Consider the following 21,275-nt stretch of genomic DNA (forward strand, 5'->3'; position numbering starts at 1 on the left):
GTCCTTCTTTCTCCTATTATTCTTTTAAAAACATCATTGCCTCATTTGATTAAATCATTACTGTCCATAATCAATGCCACTTGCCCATCCCCAAGGATAGTTGCTCCTGAAATAGCATAAGTTCCGGTTAGATAATCCCCAAGTGATTTCAACACAACTTCCTGTTGGCCGATGAAAGAATCGACAACTAATCCGGCCATCTTTTCCCCTTTTCTTACAATGACCAGAGAATAATAATCATTACTTTCTGGTGGACCAGGTATGTCAAAGATATCTTGTAAAAAAACTAATGGTACTACTTTTTCACGAAAATCAATCACTTTCTTATTGTGGGCATGCATGATGTCTTCTTTTTTCACAATGGCTGTTTCAATAATAGAGTTTAATGGAATCGCGTACTTTTCCTCTTGTATTTGGACAAGCATGACGGAAATGATTGATAGTGTCAGTGGAAGCTGAATGGAGAATGTACTTCCCTGGTCAAGTACAGAATCTATTTCAATCGTTCCGCCAATTGATTCGATCGTGCTCTTAACCACATCCAGTCCCACACCTCTGCCCGAAACTTCTGAGACAGCATCCGCTGTGGAAAACCCGCTTGCCATGATAAGTTCATAGACTTGTTTGTCGGTAAGCTTGTCTGCCTGTGCATGAGTGATAATTCCACTGTGGATCGCTTTCTGAACGACCTTCTCCCTCCTGATTCCTGCCCCATCATCGGATATTTCTATGAAGACATGATTGCCGCTATGGTAAGCTTTTAGCTCTACAGTCCCTTCTGGGGGCTTTCCTTTTTGGTTTCTTTCTGCAGGTGATTCTATACCATGATCAATTGCATTTCTGATGAGATGGACGAGGGGATCCCCAATTTCATCGATGACAGTTCTGTCCAGTTCAGTATCAGCACCACTCACATCAAGCTTAATTTGTTTTCCAAGGTCTCTGGCAAGCTGCCTGACCATTCGAGGGAACCTATTAAACACCTGATCGATCGGAACCATGCGCATATTCAATATAATAGATTGAAGATCACCAGAGATACGTGACATCCGTTCCACAGTTTCTTCCAATTCGTTATGTTCAAGACTTTTTGAAATTTGTTCTAATCTTCCGCGGTCAATCACTAATTCCTCGAAAAGATTCATTAAAACATCAAGCCGATCAATGTTAACCCGGATCGTTTTACTTGAGACAACACTTCTTCCTGCTTTAGGTTTGACCGCATTTGAAAGAGAACTTGCCTCTTGAGGATCTTCATGATCACCAGTTTCAATTGTCTCATTCTTAATTACATCAGATACCCTGTTATTCTTGTGATCAGCTTCCATATCAAAAGGAACGACAAGTACTTCTTCAATTTCAGAGACTTTTAGGACTCTCGCTTGGATATCCTCTCCTGCGGCTTTTGTTGCAATCAGAATGGTGAACGCTTGGTCAAACTGTTCATTTTCCAAATCTTCGACTGTAGGGATTGTTTTTATCACTTCTCCCACTTGTTCCAAAATCTCGAAAACCATAAAAACTCTCGCAGCTTTCAAGAGACAATCTTCCCTTAGCTTCACCTTTATTTCCTGGTGATGATAGCCGGTTTCCTTCGCTTCCTGCAGTACAGCTGTTTCAAATTCATCCAGAGTAAATATCCTGGCATTATCCAATTCGGATTCTGAATTGGTCTGAATGGAACCCGCCCATTCTCCCGCCTCTATGGTTCCTAATTTTTCTACTACTTCTGCCACATCATGATTTCCTTGACCGCCTTCTGCAATATCAACGACAATTGCCTCTAAAGCTTCGACTGCTTCAAAGACAACATCCAGCATTTCAGGGGTAACCAATATTATTTCGTTCCGGACAGCATCCAGAACATTTTCCATTTTATGAGTCAAATCAGCGAGATCCTGAAATCCCATGGTCGCTGACATCCCTTTAAGAGTATGTGCGGCTCGGAAAACTTCTCCAACAATCGAAAGATCATTCGGGGTCTCTTCAAGCCTCAGTAATTGGTCATTAACCATTTGCAGATTCTCTTTACTTTCTTCAATGAAAATATCCAGATACTCATTCACATCCATTAATAGAACCTCCTACACTCCTGCATGAACTTGCATTACTGCACCAATGTTTCCGACAGGAGCAATTTCATCAGCCAAATTTTCTTTTATCACAGCATTCGGCATACCGAAAACTACTGCCGTTTCCTTTGCTTCTATGATTGCCGTTGTTTCTGGATAGACATTCTTTAATATCTTCAGTCCTTTTGTTCCGTCTGCACCCATGCCTGTCATGATCACAACAATTGGTATGTAGGCCGACTGACTTCCGAGAGATTCCAACATGACATCTACAGATGGACGGTGACCTTTAACTCGTTCGGATTGATGTAATTTGACTGCAAGCCTGTCACCTGGTTTGTTATGTATAGTAAGGTGATAATCACCAGGTGCGATATATGCTGTACTATTTTCTATCCATTCACCATCTTCCGCTTCTTTTACCTTAATTGCAGATAACGTGTCCAGACGCCTGGCGAGTGATTGCGTGAATCCTGCAGGCATATGTTGGACTATTAAGATGGGAGCAGGGAAGTCTTTCGGAAGTGTAGTCAATACTTCCTGGAGTGCCCGTGGTCCTCCTGTAGATGTTCCAATAGCAACTATTTTCCTTCGCGGGGTTTTGTGTGCGCTCTTGTTAGGTTTTTTTAAGGGAATGTCTTCTTCCAGTAACGGGCTTCTAACTAATGGCTGGATATTTGCTTTGGAGGCCATTACCACTTTTTCGATAAATTCCCGTTTAATTGTCTCTATATTTAAAGAAATGGCGCCGGAAGGTTTTGACAAAAAATCCACTGCCCCAAGATTGATCGCTTTAATGGTACTGTCAGCACCGGCTGTTGTCTGACTTGATAACATGACTACAGGAACAGGATCAGCAGCCATAATTTCCTGGAGTGTACTCAATCCGTCCAGAACGGGCATTTCTACATCCAGTGTTATGACGTCTGGGTGGTGTACTTTTATTTTATCCAGTGCATCCTTCCCATTTCGCGCCGTGGCTGCTATCTCGATTCTTGGGTCATCTTCCAGCATGGCACTGATCATTTTCCGCATGAATGCTGAATCATCAACCACCATTACCTTAATTTTTGTCATGTTCTTCTACCTTTCTGCCAGAAGTCTTTTTAATTTGGACAAAAAACGGAAGGATGGTTTTCGATCCAAATCTATCGATTCGTCTAAATATTGTCTGGTTATCATCCTGATAGATTTTGCCGCCGGCGATTGTTCGTCATGAAGCAGAAATGGCACTTGTTCCTTCACTGCCTGAGGGACACCGCGATCATCCGGCAAAATACCAAGTGGGTGGACATCTTTATTTAAAAACTGTCTTACCACCTTCTCTAACCTGTCGATAGACCGTTTTCCATCTCCGCTAGTAAGTGCACGATTGACGAGAATGTAAATCTTCAAATTTTTTTGGACACGGTATATATGCTTGATCATGGCATAGGCATCTGTCATAGACGTCGGTTCAGGCGTTGTAATAATCATTGCTTCATCGACCGCCTGTATGAAATGAAGCCCTTCCTCTGTTGCACCAGCCCCCAGATCAAATACGATATAATCATATTCCGTTACCATTTGCTCAAATTGGTTCATAAAAATATTAAATTGCGGCTCATCCATATGGAAAATATCACTCATCCCTGACCCTCCGGCAATATAGGAAAGGGTTTTTGGTCCTAGTTCAATAATATCACGAATTGGCAAATTTCGACTGAAAATGTCAGTAAAATTATACGTAGAAGTCTTTCCAATGAGAATATCGATATTACCCATGCCAATATCTAAATCAATCAGCAGCACACGTTTCTTTTCTTCCGTTAATGCCAGACAGAAATTAAGTGCGATGTTTGATTTTCCTACACCCCCTTTACCACTGCTAATAGCAATTGTTTTAGCAGTAGCCGCTTGAGCTTTATTGTGGAGCCGATCGCGGAGAGCCTGTGCTTGATCATGCATGTTGAAGTTCACCAACTAAACGGGAAATGAACAACTCTGGAGTTGCAGATTTAATGTCGTCTGGCACATTCTGTCCATCTGTCAGGTAGGCGACTCCCACACTGTTATGAAACATCATTTGAATAGCAGCACCAATACTGGAAGTTTCATCAGCTTTAGTAAAGATTAGCTTTTCAATCGGAATGCTGGAGAACTGATCATAGATTTCCTGCATATCTCGCTGTCGTGAAGTTAAGGACAATACGAGATAGGTTGCTATATTAGATTTAAAGTCTATGATTTTTTTTAGTTCGTGTATATACTTAGAGTCGCGGAAATTTCGGCCCGCTGTATCTACTAATACTAAATCGTATTCCTTGAACTTATCCCTTGCATTCAAGTAGTCTTCGATCGAATAAGCGACTTCGACCGGGATATTCAATATTCTTGCGTACGTTTTCAGTTGGTCAATAGCCGCAATCCTGTAAGTATCAGTTGTAATGAAAGCCACCTGCTTTCCATGATTTAACACTGCTTCGGCGGCAATCTTTGCAATAGTAGTAGTTTTTCCTACTCCGGTTGGGCCGACAAGATGGATATATTGTTTTTCATAATCCAGCCCACCATAAGCATATTCTTTCATTTGGTAAGTTAAAGTTCTTGCTAATTCCTCTTTCGCTTCGAGAAGGGAACCAGGTTCTTTTTCCATAACAGGTAATGTTAATTCTTCTACTAATTTTTGATCCAGCTCCTGGGATAACAGGTATTCACAAAGCTCTTGTGTTGGACCTGTAATGGCCGAATCCAATTTTTGCTGATTAACCATCATTTTTTTCAGTGACTGGATTTCTTTCATAATTGCATTATTTTCACTCTGTATAGAAAATGGAGATGAAGTTGATTGCTTGGAATTAACTTCAACTTGGGATTTGCCTGGATTATCAGCGTAGGGATCAATTGCTGCTACGACTTCAATATTTTTTTTCTTGAACATACCCAGAAAACCGCCACGATGGACAACTTTTGAATTCAATATGACAGCATTTTCTCCCAGGTTTTTTTTCACTTGGAGCATGACTTCTGGCATTGTCTTAGCTTCAAACTTTTTCACTTTCATGCTACGTTCACCACTCCCACACTTTGTACTTCGATCGTCGGTTCTAATTCGTTATAAGACAGCACGATCACCTGGGGCAGGAAACGATCAAGCAGTTGTTTCATATACATTCTTACTGCCGGAGAACAAAGGACGACAGTTGTTTCCTCCTGTAATGACATTTTTTCTGCCTGCTCTGCAACCGATTGGATAATCGTCTGCTGTGTTTCCGGATCTAAAGCCAAATAACTGCCATGCTCTGTCTGCTGAATATGATCTGCCAGTAATTTTTCCACTTTTCCCGAAACGGTTAGTACGTTTAAAGATTGATTATCTTTTACAAACTGCCTTGTAATCTGCTGAGATAACGACTGTCTTGCATATTCGCCCAACAATTCCGTATCATTCGTCATTTTCCCGAAGTCAGCTAGTGTTTCAAATATAATCGGCAGGTTTTTCACAGAAATGTTTTCTCTAAGTAATTTAGCTAATACTTTTTGAACATCCCCAACAGATAGGGGATCAGGGGTAACTTCTTCCACTAAAATTGGGTAAGACTCCTTCAAATGGTCAATCAACTGCTGTGTCTCCTGTCTTCCAAGCAACTGATGGGAATGCTGCTTGATAACTTCCGTAATATGGGTGGAAACAACGGAAGGCGGGTCCACTACTGTATACCCCGACAGTTCTGCTTCATCCTTTACCTCTTCTGTTACCCATTTAGCCGGAAGCCCGAATGCCGGTTCCTGTGTGTCAATCCCTTCAATGCTCTCATCATCAACCCCAGGACTCATAGCAAGATAATGATCCAGTAAAAGCTCGCCCCTTGCTACTTCATTTCCTTTGATTTTTAAGCGGTATTCATTGGGTCCAAGCTGAATATTATCCCTGATTCGCACAACTGGAATCACAATGCCGAGCTCGATGGCGAGCTGGCGTCTGATCATTACAATCCTGTCAAGTAAGTCACCGCCTTGACTGGTATCGGCAATAGGTATAAGGGCATAGCCAAACTCAAATTCAATTGGATCCATGCTGATTAAACTTATGACATTTTCCGGTGACTTCATCTGAGTGCTTTCTTCAGCTTCTTCCTGCTCAGTTATTTCAAACTCTTCTTCCTTTCCAGTGCGTGACAGCCAGTAGCCGCCGAAAGCTAATACAGAAGCAATCATCGTAGTCAAGAAGAAATTAATGGGTGTCAACCCTAAAAAGAAAATCGTTCCTGCAGCGATATACAACAGTTTTGGGTCTTGGAGGAGCTGACCAGATACATCGGTCCCAAGGTTACCCTTAGAAGCTGTTCTGGTCACCACAATACCTGTGGCGGTTGAAATCAAAAGTGCTGGTATTTGACTTACGAGTCCATCACCTACAGTAAGCCTCATGTAAGTATCCACCGCTTCTGCAAAACCCATATCCATCTGTACAATACCAATAATCAAACCAAACATGATGTTCATCAATACTATGATGATACCTGCGATGGCATCCCCTTTGACGAATTTACTTCCACCGTCCATCGCTCCATAAAAATCTGCTTCCTGCTCCACTTTTTCCCTTCGCTCTTTTGCCTGCTGCTCTGAAATCATGCCTGCATTCAAATCAGCATCAATACTCATCTGCTTTCCAGGCATAGCATCAAGTGTAAACCGTGCCGCGACCTCAGATACCCTCTCGGCCCCTTTGGTGATCACCAGAAACTGGATGATAACCAGTATGACGAAAACAACAAACCCGACGAGAGGATTGTCCCCGATAACAAAAGAACCGAATGTATGAACAACGCCCCCTGCTTCCGCTTTTGATAATATGGACCGTGTTGTGGACACGTTTAAACCGAGACGGAACAAGGTGGTCAATAATAATAACGATGGGAATATGGAAAATTGCAAGGCTTCTTTCATATTCATTGCAACGAGTATGATGATTAGTGATAAAGAAATATTCACTAAAATCAAAAAGCTGAGAAGCCAGCCCGGCAAGGGTATGACTAACATGACAATGATTAATATAACTCCTAATAATACCGATAAATCCTTCGGTGCCATTTCTCTCTCCCCTTACTTCTGGACTTGCTTCTGGATTCGGTAGACGTATGCAAGGACTTCTGCAACAGCTTTGTAAAACTCTTCCCCAATCGGCTGTCCGATTTCCACCTGCTGGTACAATGCTCTTGCCAACGGACGATTTTCAACCATGATGACCTGATTCGCCTTGGCGACATCTTTGATTCGTTGTGCTACAAAATCGACACCTTTCGCAACAACATAAGGAGCATCTCCTTTTTCTTCCTTATATTGAATGGCAATCGCAAAGTGTGTTGGGTTCGTAATGACGACATCTGCATCGGGAATTTCGCTCATCATCCGCTGCATCGCCATCTGTCTTTGCTTTTCTTTAATTTTAGACTTGATCAATGGATCGCCTTCCATGTTTTTATGTTCATTTTTAATATCATGTTTTGACATCCGGATACTCTTTTCATAATCGAATTTCTGATAGCTGTAATCAAGGACAGAAATCAAAAGCAGACCTAAAGCAGATGTAACTCCCATGACTATGGTGGTACGGCCGAAGAACGCAAGCACACCATCAAGCGAATGGAGGGACATCATCATCATTTCACCCTTATTCATCCAGATGACAGCGAATGCGATAGAACCGACAATAGTTATTTTCAGCAAAGACTTCACCAGCTCGACAAGAGCCCGGGCGGAAAAAATTTTTTTCGCTCCTTGAATAGGATTGATTTTTTCCAGTTTGAACTTCAGTGGTTCTGCTGTAAAAAGAAAACCTAGCTGAAGCCAGTTGGAGGCAAGACCTGCCAGGATGGCAACACCCATGATCGGCCCAACCACTTTACTTAACTCAATCGTCATTTCCGAGAAAACCTGATGAACGGTATTTTCCGTTACCTCCCAATGGATATATTCCTGGAACGTATGCTGATACATTGTTGTAAATACTTCTTTTAAGAAACCACCCATTACAAAGAACAAAGAGAACATGAATAATAATAAAATTCCAGTGTTTACGTCCTGACTCTTAGCTACCTGACCTTTTTTCCGGGAATCTTCTTTTTTCTTCGGTGTAGCCTTTTCCGTTTTTTCCCCCGAAAAAAATTGCAGGTCCAGTTTCAATTTATCCATCTCAAGCCCCTCCAAAAAGCTGCATCAGGGATCTCATCGTTTCCAGCATCGTTTCGAATAAATTTTTGATCAACATCATATAAATGCTGATCGACAAAACCAAGATGATGAAAGCCACAAGAATTTTCAGCGGCAGTCCGACAACAAACACATTCAACTGCGGGACAGTTCTGGCTACGATACCGAGTGCCACATCGACCAGAAATAAACATCCGACTACGGGTACTGCCATCAAAAAGGCGATAATGAACATCTGATTGAACGTCTGGATGACATAATCGACAATGCCATCCTCCCCAAAAGGGATCCAGCCATCCATGGGTATGAGCTGATAGCTGTAAAAAATCCCGTCGAGCATAAGATGGTGGCCATTGACTGTAAGCAGAAATAGCAATGCGAATGTATATAGGTACTGCCCCATTAATGGGCTCTGTGCTCCCGTCTGCGGGTCGATTACATTGGCTATCGCAAATCCCATCTGGAAATCGATAAAGCCCCCCGCAATCTGGATAGCTGCGAGGATGATGTAGGCGATCAAACCAATGGCAAGACCGACAGCAGCTTCTTTGAGTAGCAGCAGAACAAATGTTCCATTTGGCAATATAAATGGTACATCAATCGTAAAGTACATAAACAAAGCAATAAAAAAACTGAATCCGATTTTATGTTGTGTCGGGACGTTACGGTAGGAAAAGAGCGGCAAGGTCACAAAAAATGCAGTGACTCGTATCATGATGAGTATAAATGCCGGTATACTTGCCAGGTTGATTGTTTCTAACATGTTTTACCCTACCATTACATTCAAATTATTGAAGATATCTGCAGCAAACTGAACCATTTGCGACAGCATCCACGGACCGAAGAAGACCAGACCAAGCAGTACGGCGACAATTTTGGGGATAAACGCAAGCGTCTGTTCCTGTATCTGTGTCGTGGCCTGAAAAATACTGACTACAAGACCGATGACTAAAGCAAGTATCAATAACGGTCCACTGATTAACAAAGTTGTATAAATGCCTCTTTCAGCAAGTGATATGACCATTTCACTGTTCATCTATTTTACCTCCCATCCTCATTGAAAACCTTCAAGCAAAGAATGTGCAATCATATACCATCCATCTACAAGGACAAACAATAAAATCTTGAATGGGAGTGAAATCATAACGGGTGGTAACATCATCATACCCATCGACATCAGGACACTGGCGACCGCCATATCAATAACCAAGAAAGGAACGAATATCATGAATCCCATCTGGAAAGCGGTTTTCAATTCACTGATAGCAAATGCAGGAACGAGCGTAGTCAGTGGTATGTCCTGCACACTTTCCGGCCGTTCCATTTTCGCGTAATTCATGAACAAGGCAAGATCTTTCTGTCTTGTATGCTTCGCCATGAATTCTTTCATTGGATTTGCAGCTTCCTCATAAGCTTCTTCCAGGGAAATTTCTTCATTGAACAACGGCTGTAAAGCTTGCTCATTCACTTCCTGGAGAGTTGGCGCCATGATAAAAAAGGTTAAGAACAAGGCAATCCCGATTAAGACCTGATTTGGAGGCATCTGTTGGGTTGCAAGAGAAGTCCGTACAAAGGACAAAACAATCAATATCCTGGTAAAACAAGTCATTAAAATAAGAATGCTCGGAGCCAGAGACAATACTGTTAACAGTAGAAGCAGCTTTACGGATGTCGATATGTTTTCTGGATCAGTACTGGAGAACATTTCTACGAATTCATTCATCACGCTTGTCCTCCCGCTGCCCTGTTTTATGTAATTTTTCTCTTTTCTCCTTCAGACTGGCAAGTTCTTTCTCGAAAAGATGCTGGAACTGTACTTTTGACTGGCCGCTGTGTCCTTCGAAATTCTGCTTCTTTTCCTTTTTTTTGAACAAGTCAGACAGGAACTGCCTCTCAAGGAATTCTTCTTCCCCATTATCCACCAAAGCTTTTTTAGTCGCTTCATCGGTTATTTCAGTTACCATTTCGACATTTTCGCCGACGCCGATCACCATCACACGATCAGCCACCTTGACAAGCTGCAGAGATCTGTTCGGACCTAAAGACAAACCACCAAGATTCTCAAGCTTCTGGGTCTTGCCAAACATTTTATTTTTACGGTTAAAAAATTTGAGCAAGCCATAAATCAAACCAAGTACAAGTAACAGGGCAAAAAACAGCTGAACTAAATTGAGCAAGAGGGAATCATCATTCTGAACAAGTTCCTTCTGTTTTTCAGCAGGGCCTTTATCCCCGCATCCTTCCAGGCCAGGATTATCTGAACAGTCGCTGACAGAAGGACTGGCATATACGGAAAATCCAGTCTGCCAAATAGAAACGGTTATTAACATGAGTAAAAACAAGACTAATTTTTTTCTCATTTATAAAATCAGCCAATCAACTTAAAGCTTTTTGGATAGCTTCAATTACCCGGTCTGCCTGGAAGGGTTTGACGATAAAATCTTTGGCACCTGCCTGGATGGCGTCGATAACCATAGCCTGCTGACCCATCGCAGAACACATAATGATTTTGGCATCAGGGTGAGACTTTTTAATTTCTTTTAAGGCAGAAATACCATCCATTTCCGGCATCGTTATATCCATGGTCACTAAATCAGGATTAGTCTCCTCAAATTTTTCTATTGCCTGTTGACCATCCTGGGCTTCTCCTACGACTTCAAAACCATTTTTTGTAAGAATATCCTTAATCATCATTCGCATGAAAGCTGCATCATCTACAATCAAAACCTTATTAGCCATAATAAAAACTCCTCTTCTCTGCCATTTATTTTATTTTTCTCAGCCGGTCTTTCGGGCTAAGAATATCGGTGACCCGTACTCCGAAATTTTCATCAATAACAACTACTTCACCCTGTGCAATCAGCTTATTGTTTACATGTATATCCACAGGTTCGCCTGCAAGTTTATCTAATTCGACGACAGAACCGGATGATAATTCCAATATGTCCTTAATGGTTCTTTGCGTCCTGCCCAGCTCCACCGTAACCTTTAGTGGAATATCAAGAAGCATGTCGAGATTTCTTTGTTCCTTGGAAACAGGTGCAGCTCCTCCAAAGCTTGAAAACTGTGCTGTTTCCACGTTTGGTTTTGCTTGCCCGTGCTGAGACATACTCCCAATATATTGGGGGGGGCTGGAATCCTGGTTAGAAGTGTGTAACTGTCCCTCACTGCCGGCAGTGTTGTGGGAGTTACTTTTCCGTTGAACAGAGGGCTCTGGGTCAGAAGGTAGTGAATCTTCCTCATTGGCGGTATGTTCTTCTTCCTGACCAGGCGGGTTCAATAGCTGGTCAACCAATTCTTTCGCGAAATGGCAGGGAAGCAGCTGCATGATATTTGAATCAATTAACTCCCCAACCTTTAGATTAAAAGAAACTTTAATAAGTATATCTTCATCTGGTATCTGCTCGCTCCCATTATTCTCTTCCGGATCCATCACATCAATATTTGGCGGGGAGATATCCACCCGCTTATTGAATACAGCTGACATACTGGTCGCTGCTGATCCCATCATTTGATTCATTGCTTCCTGGACGGCGCTCAAATGTATTTCATTCAACTCTTCTGCAGGAGAGGTGCCATCCCCGCCAAGCATCAAGTCTGCGATAATTGCTGCATCCTTCGATCGGATCACCAGAATGTTTTCCCCTGAAAAACCTTCCGTATAAGTCACTTTTACTGCTACATGAGGCTGTGGGAATTCTTCGGTAAGCTTCTCTCGTTCTATCAAAGAGGTCGTTGGAGTCGTAATGTCCACCTTTTGATTCAATAGAGACGATAAAGCTGTTGCCGAGCTGCCAAAAGAAATGTTGCCGATTTCCCCAAGCGCATCCTTTTCCAGTGGAAGCAGATAATCATCGATATTTCTGTCATTTTTTTCACTACCCGCTTGCAGTTCGTCATCATTACTACTATCAATCTCGTCGTCACTGCCTCTAAGCAAGGCGTCAATTTCTTCTTGTGACAACATATCGTCATTCATCATCGTTTTGTTTCCCCCCCTTGGATTTCATCGAGGACCTGTACAGCCATTTTTTTACCCTTTTTGCCTGCCTGTACCAAGAACTTTGGTTCCTCATCGATGCATAGACGCAGTGGCTCTCCAATTGGCTGGTTAAGCTGTATTACGTCACCCTGCGCTAATTGCAGGAATTCTTCGATTGAAATACTAGAATCACCAAGTAATGCTTTTGCTTCCACAGATGCTTTCTGGATGGATTCATTCAGAGCTTCATATTCCTCTGGCTTGCTCTCTTTTGTTTGCTGGGTCTGCATCCAGTAGTGGACAGACAGCTTCGGAATTACAGGCTCTAAAACAACATGTGGAATACAGATATTTATCATGCCGCTTGATTCCCCGATTGTCGTATTTAGAGAAATGACGACAACTGTTTCATTCGGGGAAACCATTTGCAAAAACTGAGGATTTACTTCGAATTCCTCCAGTATTGGGTCAATATCTTCAATAGAGGTCCAGGCATCGCGTAGGTTTTCCACCGCTTGTTCAAATAACTGGGACATAATGGTCGTTTCAATTTCTGTTAAGTTTTCAACCTTATTGAAACTTGTCCCTCTGCCCCCAAGAACACGATCCATCATCGCATAGGCGATATTAGGGTTTATTTCAAAAAGAATGCGACCTTGTAATGGCTCTAAACTATATATGTTCAATATTGTCATTTTTGGTATAGACCGGATAAATTCTTCATAAGGTACCTGGTCCACTGTCGCAACCGATATATGTACATATGTACGAAGCTTTGCTGAAAAATACGTTGTCAAAAGCCTTGCAAAATTTTCGTGTATCCTTGCCAGACTTCTGATCTGATCTTTGGAAAAACGGAGGGCGCGTTTGAAATCATATACCCTGACCTTCTTTTCTTTTTCTTCCTTTTTTAGCTCATTAGCATCCATCTCACCAGTTGACAACGCTGATAAAAGTGCATCAATTTCATTTTGTGAGAGAACTTCTTCCGGCAAAACGCCACCTCCGTCCTGGTGTCTATATATTAATAGATTAGAATCATTGTAATATCTTGCTTGTTGTATATACTTTTGTGATCTTGCCTTCAGTCATCGTTTCGTTCAGCTTTTCCTTAATGGCAGCTTCCAGTTTACTTAAATCTTGCTTAAACATTTCAGCATCCATTTGTGCGAGTTCCTTAATGAGGACGTTTTTCAGCTGAAAATCTCTTTTCTGTAATTCCTCATTCGCTTCAACACTGTCTGAAACAATATGGAATTGCACGCGTACAAAATGGTCATCTTTCAAATCGGTTGTAATTTCCTCCGTACGAAAAGATGCCTCCAGAATCTCATCGATACTTCTTTTTCCTGATGCTTTTTCTTTTCCACCTATATTCAATACGAATATGACTGCGGCTGCTCCTAATACACATAAGCTGATAAAGGAAATGACCATTGTCTTGATTAACTTCGGCGTCATTCCTTTTCACCTGCCTCGGGCTTATTGCCGAGCAGGCCAATTTCTTTATAGAACCCTGTGATTTTACCAATTATTTCTCGCTCGGTTTCCTTAACGACAATTTTCCTCCCGGTTGTAGTAGTAATCGTACAATCAGGAAAAGATTGTACTTGTTCAATATACAAAGCATTCAGATGAAAGGTTTCTCCTGTCAACCTAGTCAATTGGATCATTATCAGGAAGCTTGTCCTTGAAGGGCTATGCCTGCATACAAGATATGAGCAAAGCCCTTCCGCACAGCTTCTACCTCCCTTGCTTTATCGTTTCAAGTTTACTAGTTCTTGTAATATTTCATCGGAAGTTGTGATAATTCTAGTGTTAGCCTGAAAACCGCGCTGGGCAGTGATCATCTCCGTGAATTCTTCTGCCAGATCAACGTTGGACATTTCTAAAGCACCTGCTACTGTCTGTCCAGTTCCTCCCTGTCCTGGCGGCATAAGGTTGTTGATATCAGTGAAGTTGCCGCCAGAGTTATTGGTAGCACGGAACATGTTTCCTCCAATTTTCTCCAACCCACCCGGGTTTGAAAATCTCGCCAGACGGATCTGCCCTGCATTTATGGCATTATTGTTATCATCCACATAGGTGACTGTTCCATTGCTCTGGATACTGAAGCTTTGAGCCTCCGGTGGAATAGCAATCCTGTTAGCGGCACCTGTAGAGTCTGCCCCGACAAGGTACTGGCCGTTACTGTTTACGATGTAGCCATTATTATCTAAATAGAAGTTTCCTGCCCTTGTAAAACTTAGAGTGGAATCCAAAACATTGCCAGCGCCAATGTCCTCTGCAAGTACAAACATTCCGTCTCCTTCAATCGCTAAATCAAGCGGACGGTTCGTCGTCTGGCGGTTTCCTTGTGTATGGATCGTATCTATGGAGCCAAGCTGTGCTCCCAGGCCGACCTGCGAGGCGTTTTTTCCTCCTAAGAATTGAGTCGGTCCTTGTGCACCTGAAATAGTCTGGCTCATCATATCCTGAAAAGTAGTTCGTCCTTTTTTATAACCGTATGTGTTGACGTTTGCGATGTTATTGGCAATTGTATCTAATTTAGTCTGAAAACCTTTCATTCCTGAAATTCCGGCATACATTGAACGTAGCATACAGCTGACATTCCTTTCTGTTCCTGTTTATTTTGTTAAGCCTCTGTCAATCGGCTCAAGTTCAAGGCCTCCCTATCTGGGTCCAGCCTAATCTTCTAACAATATCGTTCCATTTATGTTTGTGAAAATGTGGTCTGTTGCCTCTTTCCTGTCCATTGCGGTCACCACAGTATTATTTTTAGTGCTGACTACCAGTGCCGCATCCTTCAGTACAACAAGTGAATCCGTGATTCCCTTTTGTCGTGCTTCGGTCATTTTTGTCTGTATGTTATTCCACTGTACTTCATCAATAGCGATGTTCCGCTCTGACAAACGCTGGTTTGCATGCTTGCTTACCTTAAGCCCCTGGATGCCATCTAGAACATTTTTGAACGATATATCCGTACTCGTCAGTTGTTTGGCAGTAGACCTGGGTAAGGGCATGGCCTGATGAAGCTGATGAATTCTCGGATCCATGACATCCCCTTCCTTCTATGATTAGTATTATAGTTGCTCACTCACTTTGATAATGGCATTGACATTAATTGTTTCACCATTATGGAGCTCCATTTGTACTTGCCCTTCTTTTTGGCTTACAGCTTTCACTTCTGCGGAAGCTTCTTCCTGTATTTCACCGGTTTCTGCATCTGTTATTTGATATGTCACTTCCTTACCGATCAAGGAGCTGTATTTAACCATAGGGGCAAACGATTGTGACTGACTAAGTTTGTCCATTGCTTCTGCAACATTCATCATTTGCTCCAGACTGGAAAAGCTGGTCATCTGAGAGATGAATTCTTTATCCTGCATTGGATTCATTGGATCCTGGTTTTGCAATTGAGTCATCAAGATTTTCAGGAAGTCATTTTTGTCCAGCTTAGAGTCAACGGACCCTCTTGTCTGGCTGTTATTCAAATATAATGTTGAATCGATTTTTGGCATGGCCATCACCTACACTTTCTCGTTCATTAACATGTCGTGGAAGCTTAGTTCTTTTTCTTCCTCATCAGTTCCAGAATCATCATTTTTATGAGGCGGTTGTTGTTCCTCCCGATTATCTGGTGAATCCTCGAGGAAGTTTCGGGTGGTTAGCTGCTGCATTAGCGGATCCACCTTTTCGATCAACACCTGCTGTGGTGAAAACATGTGTCGCAGCTGATGTAAATTCCCTTCCAACATTTCTTTGGATGCCTGGGCAGTAACTATTATTTTTACAGCCATTTCGCCGTTTACGCTTGTCATTTTTACAAGCATCTCACCTAAATGCGCCGGTTTCAGCTTCATTTGTATTTCCATTGTTCCATTTTTTTGAAGCTGGAAATTGCTTGTTTTAATCACTTTTTCCATTTCAGTCAGCAGCTGTTTCTGTGTAGCTTCCTGGGAATGATTCGTATTCACATGAATGACAAACTGTTCCACTTTTGAAAGAGCTGTACCAGCTTGCAGCATATTACCTGCCTGGTAAGTGTTATTCTCAACTTTTTGGTTAGTCAACGCTTGGTTAAGCCATCTGGCCATATCCTTGCTGGTGATGGACGTCTGTGTACTGTAGCCTTTCATTGTTTGAGATATTTGCGATCTGCCTGTGTATAGAGCAAATAGTTCTTTAAAAACAGCAAAATCTTTTTTTCCACTCATCCCTTCCATTTCAGCAAGTATCCGTTGAGGATTCACTTTTCCTCCCTGAACGAGGTCGTTCAGGTGTCCAAGCAGCTGTCGAGCTATTTTTTTCATGTTGCCATCAGCAGCAGACTGCGCAGGTAATTTTCCAGCTTCTTTCAGCAAGACTTGTATTGCCGTAAGCACCCCTGCAGGATTGAAAGCCTCCTGCCGATCACCGGGTTCTTCCGCTCTGATCCATTCAACTTGCAAAGGAATCATTTCCGTTGCAGTTTCGTTGGACATGTTATAAATTTTCTGCAAAAGATTATCAGCGCTTGCAATTTCTTTACTGGAAAGGCTAGCTAAGATATTATTTAGTTCCGTTGTATGAGCTTCTTCGATCCAGTTCCGTAATGGGGATGGCAATTTTTCATACAGTTTCACAAGTACGGGGTCATCCTTAATCAATTTCCAAATATCGGTGTTTCCATCTTCCAATTTGGAGATCAGCTGCTTTACATTGTTTGCTCGGGCTTTCCATTCAGATGGAATTGTTCCAGAAAACGGATTGTCTCCGTAACCAAGCTTTAACATCAACTGTCTAAATTCCTCTGTGGATGGACTGGCGTCTTTGGCAGCAGTTTTCATTGGAATACCGCTGATTTGTCCCGAAGAAACTCCCGTTAATGTTCCGTTAACCATTGATTCACCTCCTTTCAAAGTGTTCTATCTTAATTCTTTTCGATAATCAGGCTGGTCAGCTCAGCTGCAAGTTCCGGCTCCATCGCTGCAAACACCGCTCCCCGTTCTCCAGGAGGCATATTCCCAAGCACCTTTACTGCTATCTGCTTATCGAGCTTTGCAAAGATCGGTGCAGCCTCCTCTGGGTCAATATCCTTAAAGGAGGAAGAAATCATCTGAAGGGATTCTTCCTTGTTTTCTTCTTCGGTATTTTTTGCAGCCTCGAGCTTTGCTTCAAGATCTTTGACCTGCTGCTCTAAATCTTCAACCATGGCTGTTTTTCCAGAAAGTGTTTCCTCAAGCTGCATAATCACCTGCTCTTTTTGTTCAAGTTCACGACTTTTTCCCGTGGATTGTTCGATAGCCGGTTTCTCTTCCTCAGAAAATATCGAGGAAATACCCGGTATATTTTTCGTATATTTACTGACTTGATCACCAACATTTATGCCGGCTATGGTCATGACGATAATCGCCAGCAGAATAGCAAATGCCACGGGTATGATAACTGCAAAAGTGAACCAAAGCAGCTTGTTTGTAGATTTCGTATCTTCGTAGCTCGACTTGGCCATACAATCACCTGTTTCCTTGTGCTGAAAATTGCCTGATGGAAAGAGCATCCATTTCCTTGTTTTCTTCCAAACGCTGTTGTTCTTCCCACCGCTTTACTTTCCTATCAATTAAATTCTCATATTTTTTTACTTCAATGTGTGCTTCAGACAATAATGAATGTTGCCATGTCATATCACTTCGTGCCTGTTGCACCTTGGGCTGAAGAGTCTTGACCTCTAAATCCAAACGATTCAGAAAATCACGGTAGTGAGCGATATATTGGGCAGGTAAACTCCCAATCCTCAACTTTTGTTCCAGAAATGCTTCTGCATTTTCTTTCTTTTTCAAAGTTTCATATAGTTTGGTTGCAATCTGCTCGAATGTTTCTACAGATTGCTGATATTGCTTTTGTGCTGCTTTTTTATCCCGCTCATGAATATCCAGGATTTTATGGAACGTCTGTAAAGTTGCCACTAGCGGTCACTCCCATTATTAAGTCCTGCCAAGCGTTTGATGGACTCCTCATACGTTGACTGTTCATACATACCTTGTTTCAAAAATTGGACGATGGCTGGATTTGCTCGAATAGAAGCATCAATATTGCTGTCTGTCCCTTTTTTATAGGCACCTATCTGGATCAACTCGCGGTTTTCCTCGTAGGTTGCCAGTAAAGAGCGGACATTGTCTGCGGCTTCTCTGTGTCTGGAATCAACCACCTGGTTCATTACCCTGCTGATGGAGCGCAGGACGTTTATTGCTGGAAATTGATTCTGCTCAGCTAATTTCCGATCAAGTACAAAGTGTCCATCCAGAATCCCTCTTACCGTATCAGCTATCGGCTCGTTCATATCATCTCCATCAACAAGGACGGTGTAAAATGCCGTTACTGTACCGAATTTACTGGTTCCGGTCCGTTCCAGAAGCTTGGGCAAGATAGCAAAAACGGAAGGTGTGTACCCCTTAGTAGTAGGAGGCTCTCCTACAGCAAGTCCGATTTCACGCTGTGCCATAGCTACTCTGGTGACGGAATCCATCATCAGGTTTACCTGGAAGCCCATATCCCGAAAATACTCACTGATTGCAGTTGCTGTATAAGCTCCTTTAATACGCATCAACGCAGGCTGGTCAGAAGTAGCGACTATTACTACTGACTTTCTGAGTCCTTCCTCACCAAGATCGTTTTCAATAAACTCGCGTACCTCTCTGCCCCTTTCACCTATCAGAGCTATGACATTGATGCTGGCTGAGCTATTTCTGGCAATCATCCCCATCAGCGTACTTTTACCAACACCACTTCCGGCAAAGATACCAACCCGCTGCCCTTTTCCCATAGTTAGAAGGGAGTCTATCGCCTTAACACCGACTTGCAAAGGTTCTTTTATTGTCGGGCGTGACATCGGATTCGGCGGCTGTTGATCGGTTGGATAGCTTTTCAGACCTTTAGGTAATGGCTGGTTATCCAGTGGGGATCCCATTGCATCAAGAACTTTGCCAATCAAGCCCATACCTACTTTCACCTTCAAGGATGTTCCAGTTGCTTCTACCAGACTCCCGGGACTGATCTCCCTCACTTCTTTAAATGGCATGAGGATGACATTTTCGTTATTGAAACCTACTACCTCTGCCTTAATGGTTTTTCCATTCTGAGAAGGAGTATGGATGAGGCATACATCCCCTATGGATACTTCCGGCCCTTTTGATTCAATCATTAATCCGACCACACGATGAATTTTTCCAAAGCGTTTATATGTATCCGTTTGAGCTATTGCATTCTGGTAAAGCTGTTTATTCATTTCCATCGCCTTCCTGATATAGCTCAAATAATTTCCTGCGAATCTCGAGGAGCTGTTCATCAACGGAAGCATTCATACTTCCAAATGGTGTTTCAATCATACAATGTAGAGGGTCGACATCATCCTTCGCATAGATTAAAAGCTCTGATTTGGCTGTAATACAATTTTCAAGCTCTTCTTTTTGTGTTAACAGCAGATCGTACTTATCTGGATGAACATATATCATTATTTCAGGCTGCTGTTGGACTTCTTTAAGTACAGCTTTAACCAGGAAAAGGAAATTCTCTTTTTTTTCATTTATGTAGTGCTTCAGAATTTTTCTGGCGGCCTCTATACTCAAATCCAATATCATTTCTTCACTCGAAGCCACTATTTGTCTATAATCCTCTTTTGCTTTATCAATGATGGTTCTGGATTTGCTTATATTTTCCCTATACTCCTCAAAACCTTGCTTTTGACCATTTTTCAGACCTTCAGAGAATCCTGTTTCCTCAGCTTGTCTCACTAATGCTTTTTTTTCAGATTCCCAGGTTTCTTTTTCCTTTTGAATTTCTCTTTTCGCATGTTGAATGATGCGGTCAGCCTCTTTATGCGCCCAATCCAGTTGCTTCTCCGCATCTATTAATTTTTGATTTGCACGCTGGTGAGTATTTGTATAGTCTTCCTGTTCCTTCTCCGGTGATTGATTGTTTCGAAATGCCACCGGGCGAAGCTTGATTACTCGTGTATTTGGACCATGAAATTCACTGGAATCAGACAATGATATCATCTCCTCCACCACGCGCAATGACTATCTCTCCTACATCCTCCAGTCTGCGGATGACAGACACGATTCTCGTTTGTGCTTCCTCTACGTCCTTCAATCGGACAGGACCCATGAATTCCATTTCTTCTTTGAATGTATCTGCCATACGCTGCGACATGTTATTAAAGACAATATCTTTAACTTCTTCGCTTGCAACTTTAAGGGCAAGGCGTAAATCATCATTTTCTACTTCGCGAATCACACGCTGGATAGCGCGATTGTCCAGTGTGACAATGTCCTCAAATACGAACATCCGCTTTTTGATTTCTTCTGCGAGGTCTGGATCTTGAATTTCAAGTGCATCAAGAATGGTGCGCTCCGTGCTCCTATCTACACCGTTCAGTACTTCCACTACAGCAGGAATTCCTCCAGTTTGGGTGTAGTCCTGTGTAACTGTAGCTGAAAGCTGCCGTTCAAGTATTTGTTCAACCTGATTAATGATTTCAGGTGAGGTTGAATCCATCACTGCAATTCTTTTGGCAATGTCTGCCTGCATCTCCTGGGGAAGCTCTGATAAGATTTGCGCTGATTGAGCAGAATCCAGGTAAGTAAGCACCAGTGCAATCGTCTGTGGGTGTTCATTCTGGATGAAATTAAGTATCTGCCCAGGATCTGCCTTTCGGGCGAAATCAAACGGTCTAACCTGGAGAGAGTTAGTCAGTCTGTTAATGATATGGGCTGCTTCATTTTCACCAAGGGCCTTTTCCAGGACCGTTTTGGCATAGCCGATACCTCCCTGGGTGATATAATCCTGCGCCAATGCAATTTGATGAAATTGCTCCAGGATAGCTTCCTTCTGTCTGGAATCTACTTTTTGTACAGAGGATATTTCAAGGGTAAGCTTCTCAATTTCCTCTTCTGTCAGGTGCTTATAAATTTGAGCGGATACATCCGGCCCCATAGAAATAAGTAGAATGGCAGCTTTTTGTCTTCCGGTCAATTTATGTTTTTTTGCCATCC

24 protein-coding genes are annotated in these 21,275 nt (G+C 42.3%); all 24 read right to left on the reverse strand.

The window, feature by feature from the left end; all coding sequences use genetic code 11:
• Positions 1-41 precede the first annotated feature (41 nt).
• Positions 42-2,072 carry a chemotaxis protein CheA gene (locus JOC33_RS08070; RefSeq protein ID WP_205091982.1) on the reverse strand — a complete coding sequence of 677 codons (2,031 nt, stop codon included), beginning with the start codon at positions 2,070-2,072 and terminating at the stop codon, positions 42-44.
• A gap of 12 nt (positions 2,073-2,084) precedes the next feature.
• Positions 2,085-3,149, reverse strand: coding sequence for a protein-glutamate methylesterase/protein-glutamine glutaminase (locus tag JOC33_RS08075; RefSeq protein ID WP_205091983.1), 1,065 nt, complete (start codon positions 3,147-3,149; stop codon positions 2,085-2,087).
• 6 nt (positions 3,150-3,155) lie between these two features.
• Complete coding sequence (locus JOC33_RS08080; protein ID WP_205091984.1) at positions 3,156-4,019, reverse strand: MinD/ParA family protein; 864 nt, start codon at positions 4,017-4,019, stop codon at positions 3,156-3,158.
• Positions 4,012-5,115 carry a flagellar biosynthesis GTPase FlhF gene (gene flhF / locus JOC33_RS08085; RefSeq protein WP_205091985.1) on the reverse strand — a complete coding sequence of 368 codons (1,104 nt, stop codon included), beginning with the start codon at positions 5,113-5,115 and terminating at the stop codon, positions 4,012-4,014. The genes JOC33_RS08080 and flhF overlap by 8 nt, the downstream gene beginning before the upstream one ends.
• On the reverse strand, positions 5,112-7,145 hold the full coding sequence (gene flhA, locus JOC33_RS08090; protein ID WP_205091986.1) for a flagellar biosynthesis protein FlhA: 2,034 nt from the start codon (positions 7,143-7,145) through the stop codon (positions 5,112-5,114). The genes flhF and flhA overlap by 4 nt, the downstream gene beginning before the upstream one ends.
• 12 nt (positions 7,146-7,157) lie before the next feature.
• Positions 7,158-8,246, reverse strand: coding sequence for a flagellar biosynthesis protein FlhB (gene flhB / locus JOC33_RS08095; protein ID WP_205091987.1), 1,089 nt, complete (start codon positions 8,244-8,246; stop codon positions 7,158-7,160).
• Position 8,247: 1 nt separating this feature from the next.
• A complete protein-coding gene (fliR, locus tag JOC33_RS08100; RefSeq protein WP_205091988.1) occupies positions 8,248-9,027 on the reverse strand; it encodes a flagellar biosynthetic protein FliR in 780 nt (259 codons plus the stop codon).
• A 3-nt stretch (positions 9,028-9,030) separates the two neighbouring features.
• Positions 9,031-9,300 carry a flagellar biosynthesis protein FliQ gene (fliQ, locus tag JOC33_RS08105; protein WP_205091989.1) on the reverse strand — a complete coding sequence of 90 codons (270 nt, stop codon included), beginning with the start codon at positions 9,298-9,300 and terminating at the stop codon, positions 9,031-9,033.
• An 18-nt stretch (positions 9,301-9,318) separates the two neighbouring features.
• Positions 9,319-9,987: a flagellar type III secretion system pore protein FliP gene (fliP, locus tag JOC33_RS08110; RefSeq protein WP_205091990.1), complete on the reverse strand. Its 669-nt coding sequence runs from the start codon at positions 9,985-9,987 to the stop codon at positions 9,319-9,321.
• A complete protein-coding gene (locus JOC33_RS08115) occupies positions 9,980-10,624 on the reverse strand; it encodes a flagellar biosynthetic protein FliO (protein WP_205091991.1) in 645 nt (214 codons plus the stop codon). Before JOC33_RS08115 ends, fliP begins: the two co-directional genes overlap by 8 nt.
• A 16-nt stretch (positions 10,625-10,640) precedes the next feature.
• Positions 10,641-11,003: a response regulator gene (locus JOC33_RS08120; protein WP_205091992.1), complete on the reverse strand. Its 363-nt coding sequence runs from the start codon at positions 11,001-11,003 to the stop codon at positions 10,641-10,643.
• A 25-nt stretch (positions 11,004-11,028) separates the two neighbouring features.
• Positions 11,029-12,246: a flagellar motor switch phosphatase FliY gene (gene fliY, locus JOC33_RS08125; protein ID WP_205091993.1), complete on the reverse strand. Its 1,218-nt coding sequence runs from the start codon at positions 12,244-12,246 to the stop codon at positions 11,029-11,031.
• Complete coding sequence (fliM, locus tag JOC33_RS08130) at positions 12,243-13,241, reverse strand: flagellar motor switch protein FliM (RefSeq protein ID WP_205091994.1); 999 nt, start codon at positions 13,239-13,241, stop codon at positions 12,243-12,245. Before fliM ends, fliY begins: the two co-directional genes overlap by 4 nt.
• Before the next feature lie 43 nt (positions 13,242-13,284).
• Positions 13,285-13,707, reverse strand: a complete 423-nt coding sequence (gene fliL, locus JOC33_RS08135) for a flagellar basal body-associated protein FliL (RefSeq protein ID WP_205091995.1) — start codon at positions 13,705-13,707, stop codon at positions 13,285-13,287.
• Positions 13,704-13,919: a flagellar FlbD family protein gene (locus JOC33_RS08140; protein WP_205091996.1), complete on the reverse strand. Its 216-nt coding sequence runs from the start codon at positions 13,917-13,919 to the stop codon at positions 13,704-13,706. The genes fliL and JOC33_RS08140 overlap by 4 nt, the downstream gene beginning before the upstream one ends.
• 84 nt (positions 13,920-14,003) lie before the next feature.
• On the reverse strand, positions 14,004-14,846 hold the full coding sequence (gene flgG / locus JOC33_RS08145; RefSeq protein WP_205091997.1) for a flagellar basal body rod protein FlgG: 843 nt from the start codon (positions 14,844-14,846) through the stop codon (positions 14,004-14,006).
• A gap of 87 nt (positions 14,847-14,933) precedes the next feature.
• Entirely contained in the window at positions 14,934-15,302 is a 369-nt protein-coding gene (locus tag JOC33_RS08150; protein ID WP_205091998.1) for a TIGR02530 family flagellar biosynthesis protein, read from the reverse strand.
• A 27-nt stretch (positions 15,303-15,329) separates the two neighbouring features.
• Positions 15,330-15,767, reverse strand: coding sequence for a flagellar hook assembly protein FlgD (gene flgD / locus JOC33_RS08155; RefSeq protein ID WP_205091999.1), 438 nt, complete (start codon positions 15,765-15,767; stop codon positions 15,330-15,332).
• A 9-nt stretch (positions 15,768-15,776) separates the two neighbouring features.
• Positions 15,777-17,129 (reverse strand): flagellar hook-length control protein FliK, encoded by a 1,353-nt coding sequence (locus JOC33_RS08160; RefSeq protein ID WP_205092000.1) that lies wholly within the window; start codon positions 17,127-17,129, stop codon positions 15,777-15,779.
• 29 nt (positions 17,130-17,158) lie between these two features.
• Positions 17,159-17,737, reverse strand: coding sequence for a MotE family protein (locus JOC33_RS08165; protein ID WP_205092001.1), 579 nt, complete (start codon positions 17,735-17,737; stop codon positions 17,159-17,161).
• Between the two features lie 4 nt (positions 17,738-17,741).
• Positions 17,742-18,191 (reverse strand): flagellar export protein FliJ, encoded by a 450-nt coding sequence (gene fliJ / locus JOC33_RS08170; RefSeq protein WP_205092002.1) that lies wholly within the window; start codon positions 18,189-18,191, stop codon positions 17,742-17,744.
• Positions 18,191-19,510: a flagellar protein export ATPase FliI gene (gene fliI / locus JOC33_RS08175; RefSeq protein WP_205092003.1), complete on the reverse strand. Its 1,320-nt coding sequence runs from the start codon at positions 19,508-19,510 to the stop codon at positions 18,191-18,193. The genes fliJ and fliI overlap by 1 nt, the downstream gene beginning before the upstream one ends.
• Positions 19,503-20,291, reverse strand: a complete 789-nt coding sequence (gene fliH / locus JOC33_RS08180; RefSeq protein ID WP_338054502.1) for a flagellar assembly protein FliH — start codon at positions 20,289-20,291, stop codon at positions 19,503-19,505. The genes fliI and fliH overlap by 8 nt, the downstream gene beginning before the upstream one ends.
• Complete coding sequence (gene fliG / locus JOC33_RS08185; RefSeq protein ID WP_205092005.1) at positions 20,263-21,273, reverse strand: flagellar motor switch protein FliG; 1,011 nt, start codon at positions 21,271-21,273, stop codon at positions 20,263-20,265. Before fliG ends, fliH begins: the two co-directional genes overlap by 29 nt.
• Between the last annotated feature and the right edge of the window lie 2 nt (positions 21,274-21,275).

This window comes from Thalassobacillus pellis (assembly GCF_016908295.1).
GTDB lineage: Bacteria > Bacillota > Bacilli > Bacillales > Halobacillaceae > Thalassobacillus > Thalassobacillus pellis.

What these genes read in the sequence shown, in the direction of transcription:
- JOC33_RS08070 (WP_205091982.1), bottom strand. Translation starts at nt 2,072, where the DNA reads ATGGATGTGAATGAGTATCTGGATATTTTCATTGAAGAAAGTAAAGAG.
- JOC33_RS08075 (WP_205091983.1), bottom strand. Translation starts at nt 3,149, where the DNA reads ATGACAAAAATTAAGGTAATGGTGGTTGATGATTCAGCATTCATGCGG.
- JOC33_RS08080 (WP_205091984.1), bottom strand. Translation starts at nt 4,019, where the DNA reads ATGCATGATCAAGCACAGGCTCTCCGCGATCGGCTCCACAATAAAGCT.
- flhF (WP_205091985.1), bottom strand. Translation starts at nt 5,115, where the DNA reads ATGAAAGTGAAAAAGTTTGAAGCTAAGACAATGCCAGAAGTCATGCTC.
- flhA (WP_205091986.1), bottom strand. Translation starts at nt 7,145, where the DNA reads ATGGCACCGAAGGATTTATCGGTATTATTAGGAGTTATATTAATCATT.
- flhB (WP_205091987.1), bottom strand. Translation starts at nt 8,246, where the DNA reads ATGGATAAATTGAAACTGGACCTGCAATTTTTTTCGGGGGAAAAAACG.
- fliR (WP_205091988.1), bottom strand. Translation starts at nt 9,027, where the DNA reads ATGTTAGAAACAATCAACCTGGCAAGTATACCGGCATTTATACTCATC.
- fliQ (WP_205091989.1), bottom strand. Translation starts at nt 9,300, where the DNA reads ATGAACAGTGAAATGGTCATATCACTTGCTGAAAGAGGCATTTATACA.
- fliP (WP_205091990.1), bottom strand. Translation starts at nt 9,987, where the DNA reads ATGAATGAATTCGTAGAAATGTTCTCCAGTACTGATCCAGAAAACATA.
- JOC33_RS08115 (WP_205091991.1), bottom strand. Translation starts at nt 10,624, where the DNA reads ATGAGAAAAAAATTAGTCTTGTTTTTACTCATGTTAATAACCGTTTCT.
- JOC33_RS08120 (WP_205091992.1), bottom strand. Translation starts at nt 11,003, where the DNA reads ATGGCTAATAAGGTTTTGATTGTAGATGATGCAGCTTTCATGCGAATG.
- fliY (WP_205091993.1), bottom strand. Translation starts at nt 12,246, where the DNA reads ATGATGAATGACGATATGTTGTCACAAGAAGAAATTGACGCCTTGCTT.
- fliL (WP_205091995.1), bottom strand. Translation starts at nt 13,707, where the DNA reads ATGACGCCGAAGTTAATCAAGACAATGGTCATTTCCTTTATCAGCTTA.
- JOC33_RS08140 (WP_205091996.1), bottom strand. Translation starts at nt 13,919, where the DNA reads ATGATCCAATTGACTAGGTTGACAGGAGAAACCTTTCATCTGAATGCT.
- flgG (WP_205091997.1), bottom strand. Translation starts at nt 14,846, where the DNA reads ATGCTACGTTCAATGTATGCCGGAATTTCAGGAATGAAAGGTTTTCAG.
- JOC33_RS08150 (WP_205091998.1), bottom strand. Translation starts at nt 15,302, where the DNA reads ATGGATCCGAGAATTCATCAGCTTCATCAGGCCATGCCCTTACCCAGG.
- flgD (WP_205091999.1), bottom strand. Translation starts at nt 15,767, where the DNA reads ATGCCAAAAATCGATTCAACATTATATTTGAATAACAGCCAGACAAGA.
- JOC33_RS08160 (WP_205092000.1), bottom strand. Translation starts at nt 17,129, where the DNA reads ATGGTTAACGGAACATTAACGGGAGTTTCTTCGGGACAAATCAGCGGT.
- JOC33_RS08165 (WP_205092001.1), bottom strand. Translation starts at nt 17,737, where the DNA reads ATGGCCAAGTCGAGCTACGAAGATACGAAATCTACAAACAAGCTGCTT.
- fliI (WP_205092003.1), bottom strand. Translation starts at nt 19,510, where the DNA reads ATGAATAAACAGCTTTACCAGAATGCAATAGCTCAAACGGATACATAT.
- fliG (WP_205092005.1), bottom strand. Translation starts at nt 21,273, where the DNA reads ATGGCAAAAAAACATAAATTGACCGGAAGACAAAAAGCTGCCATTCTA.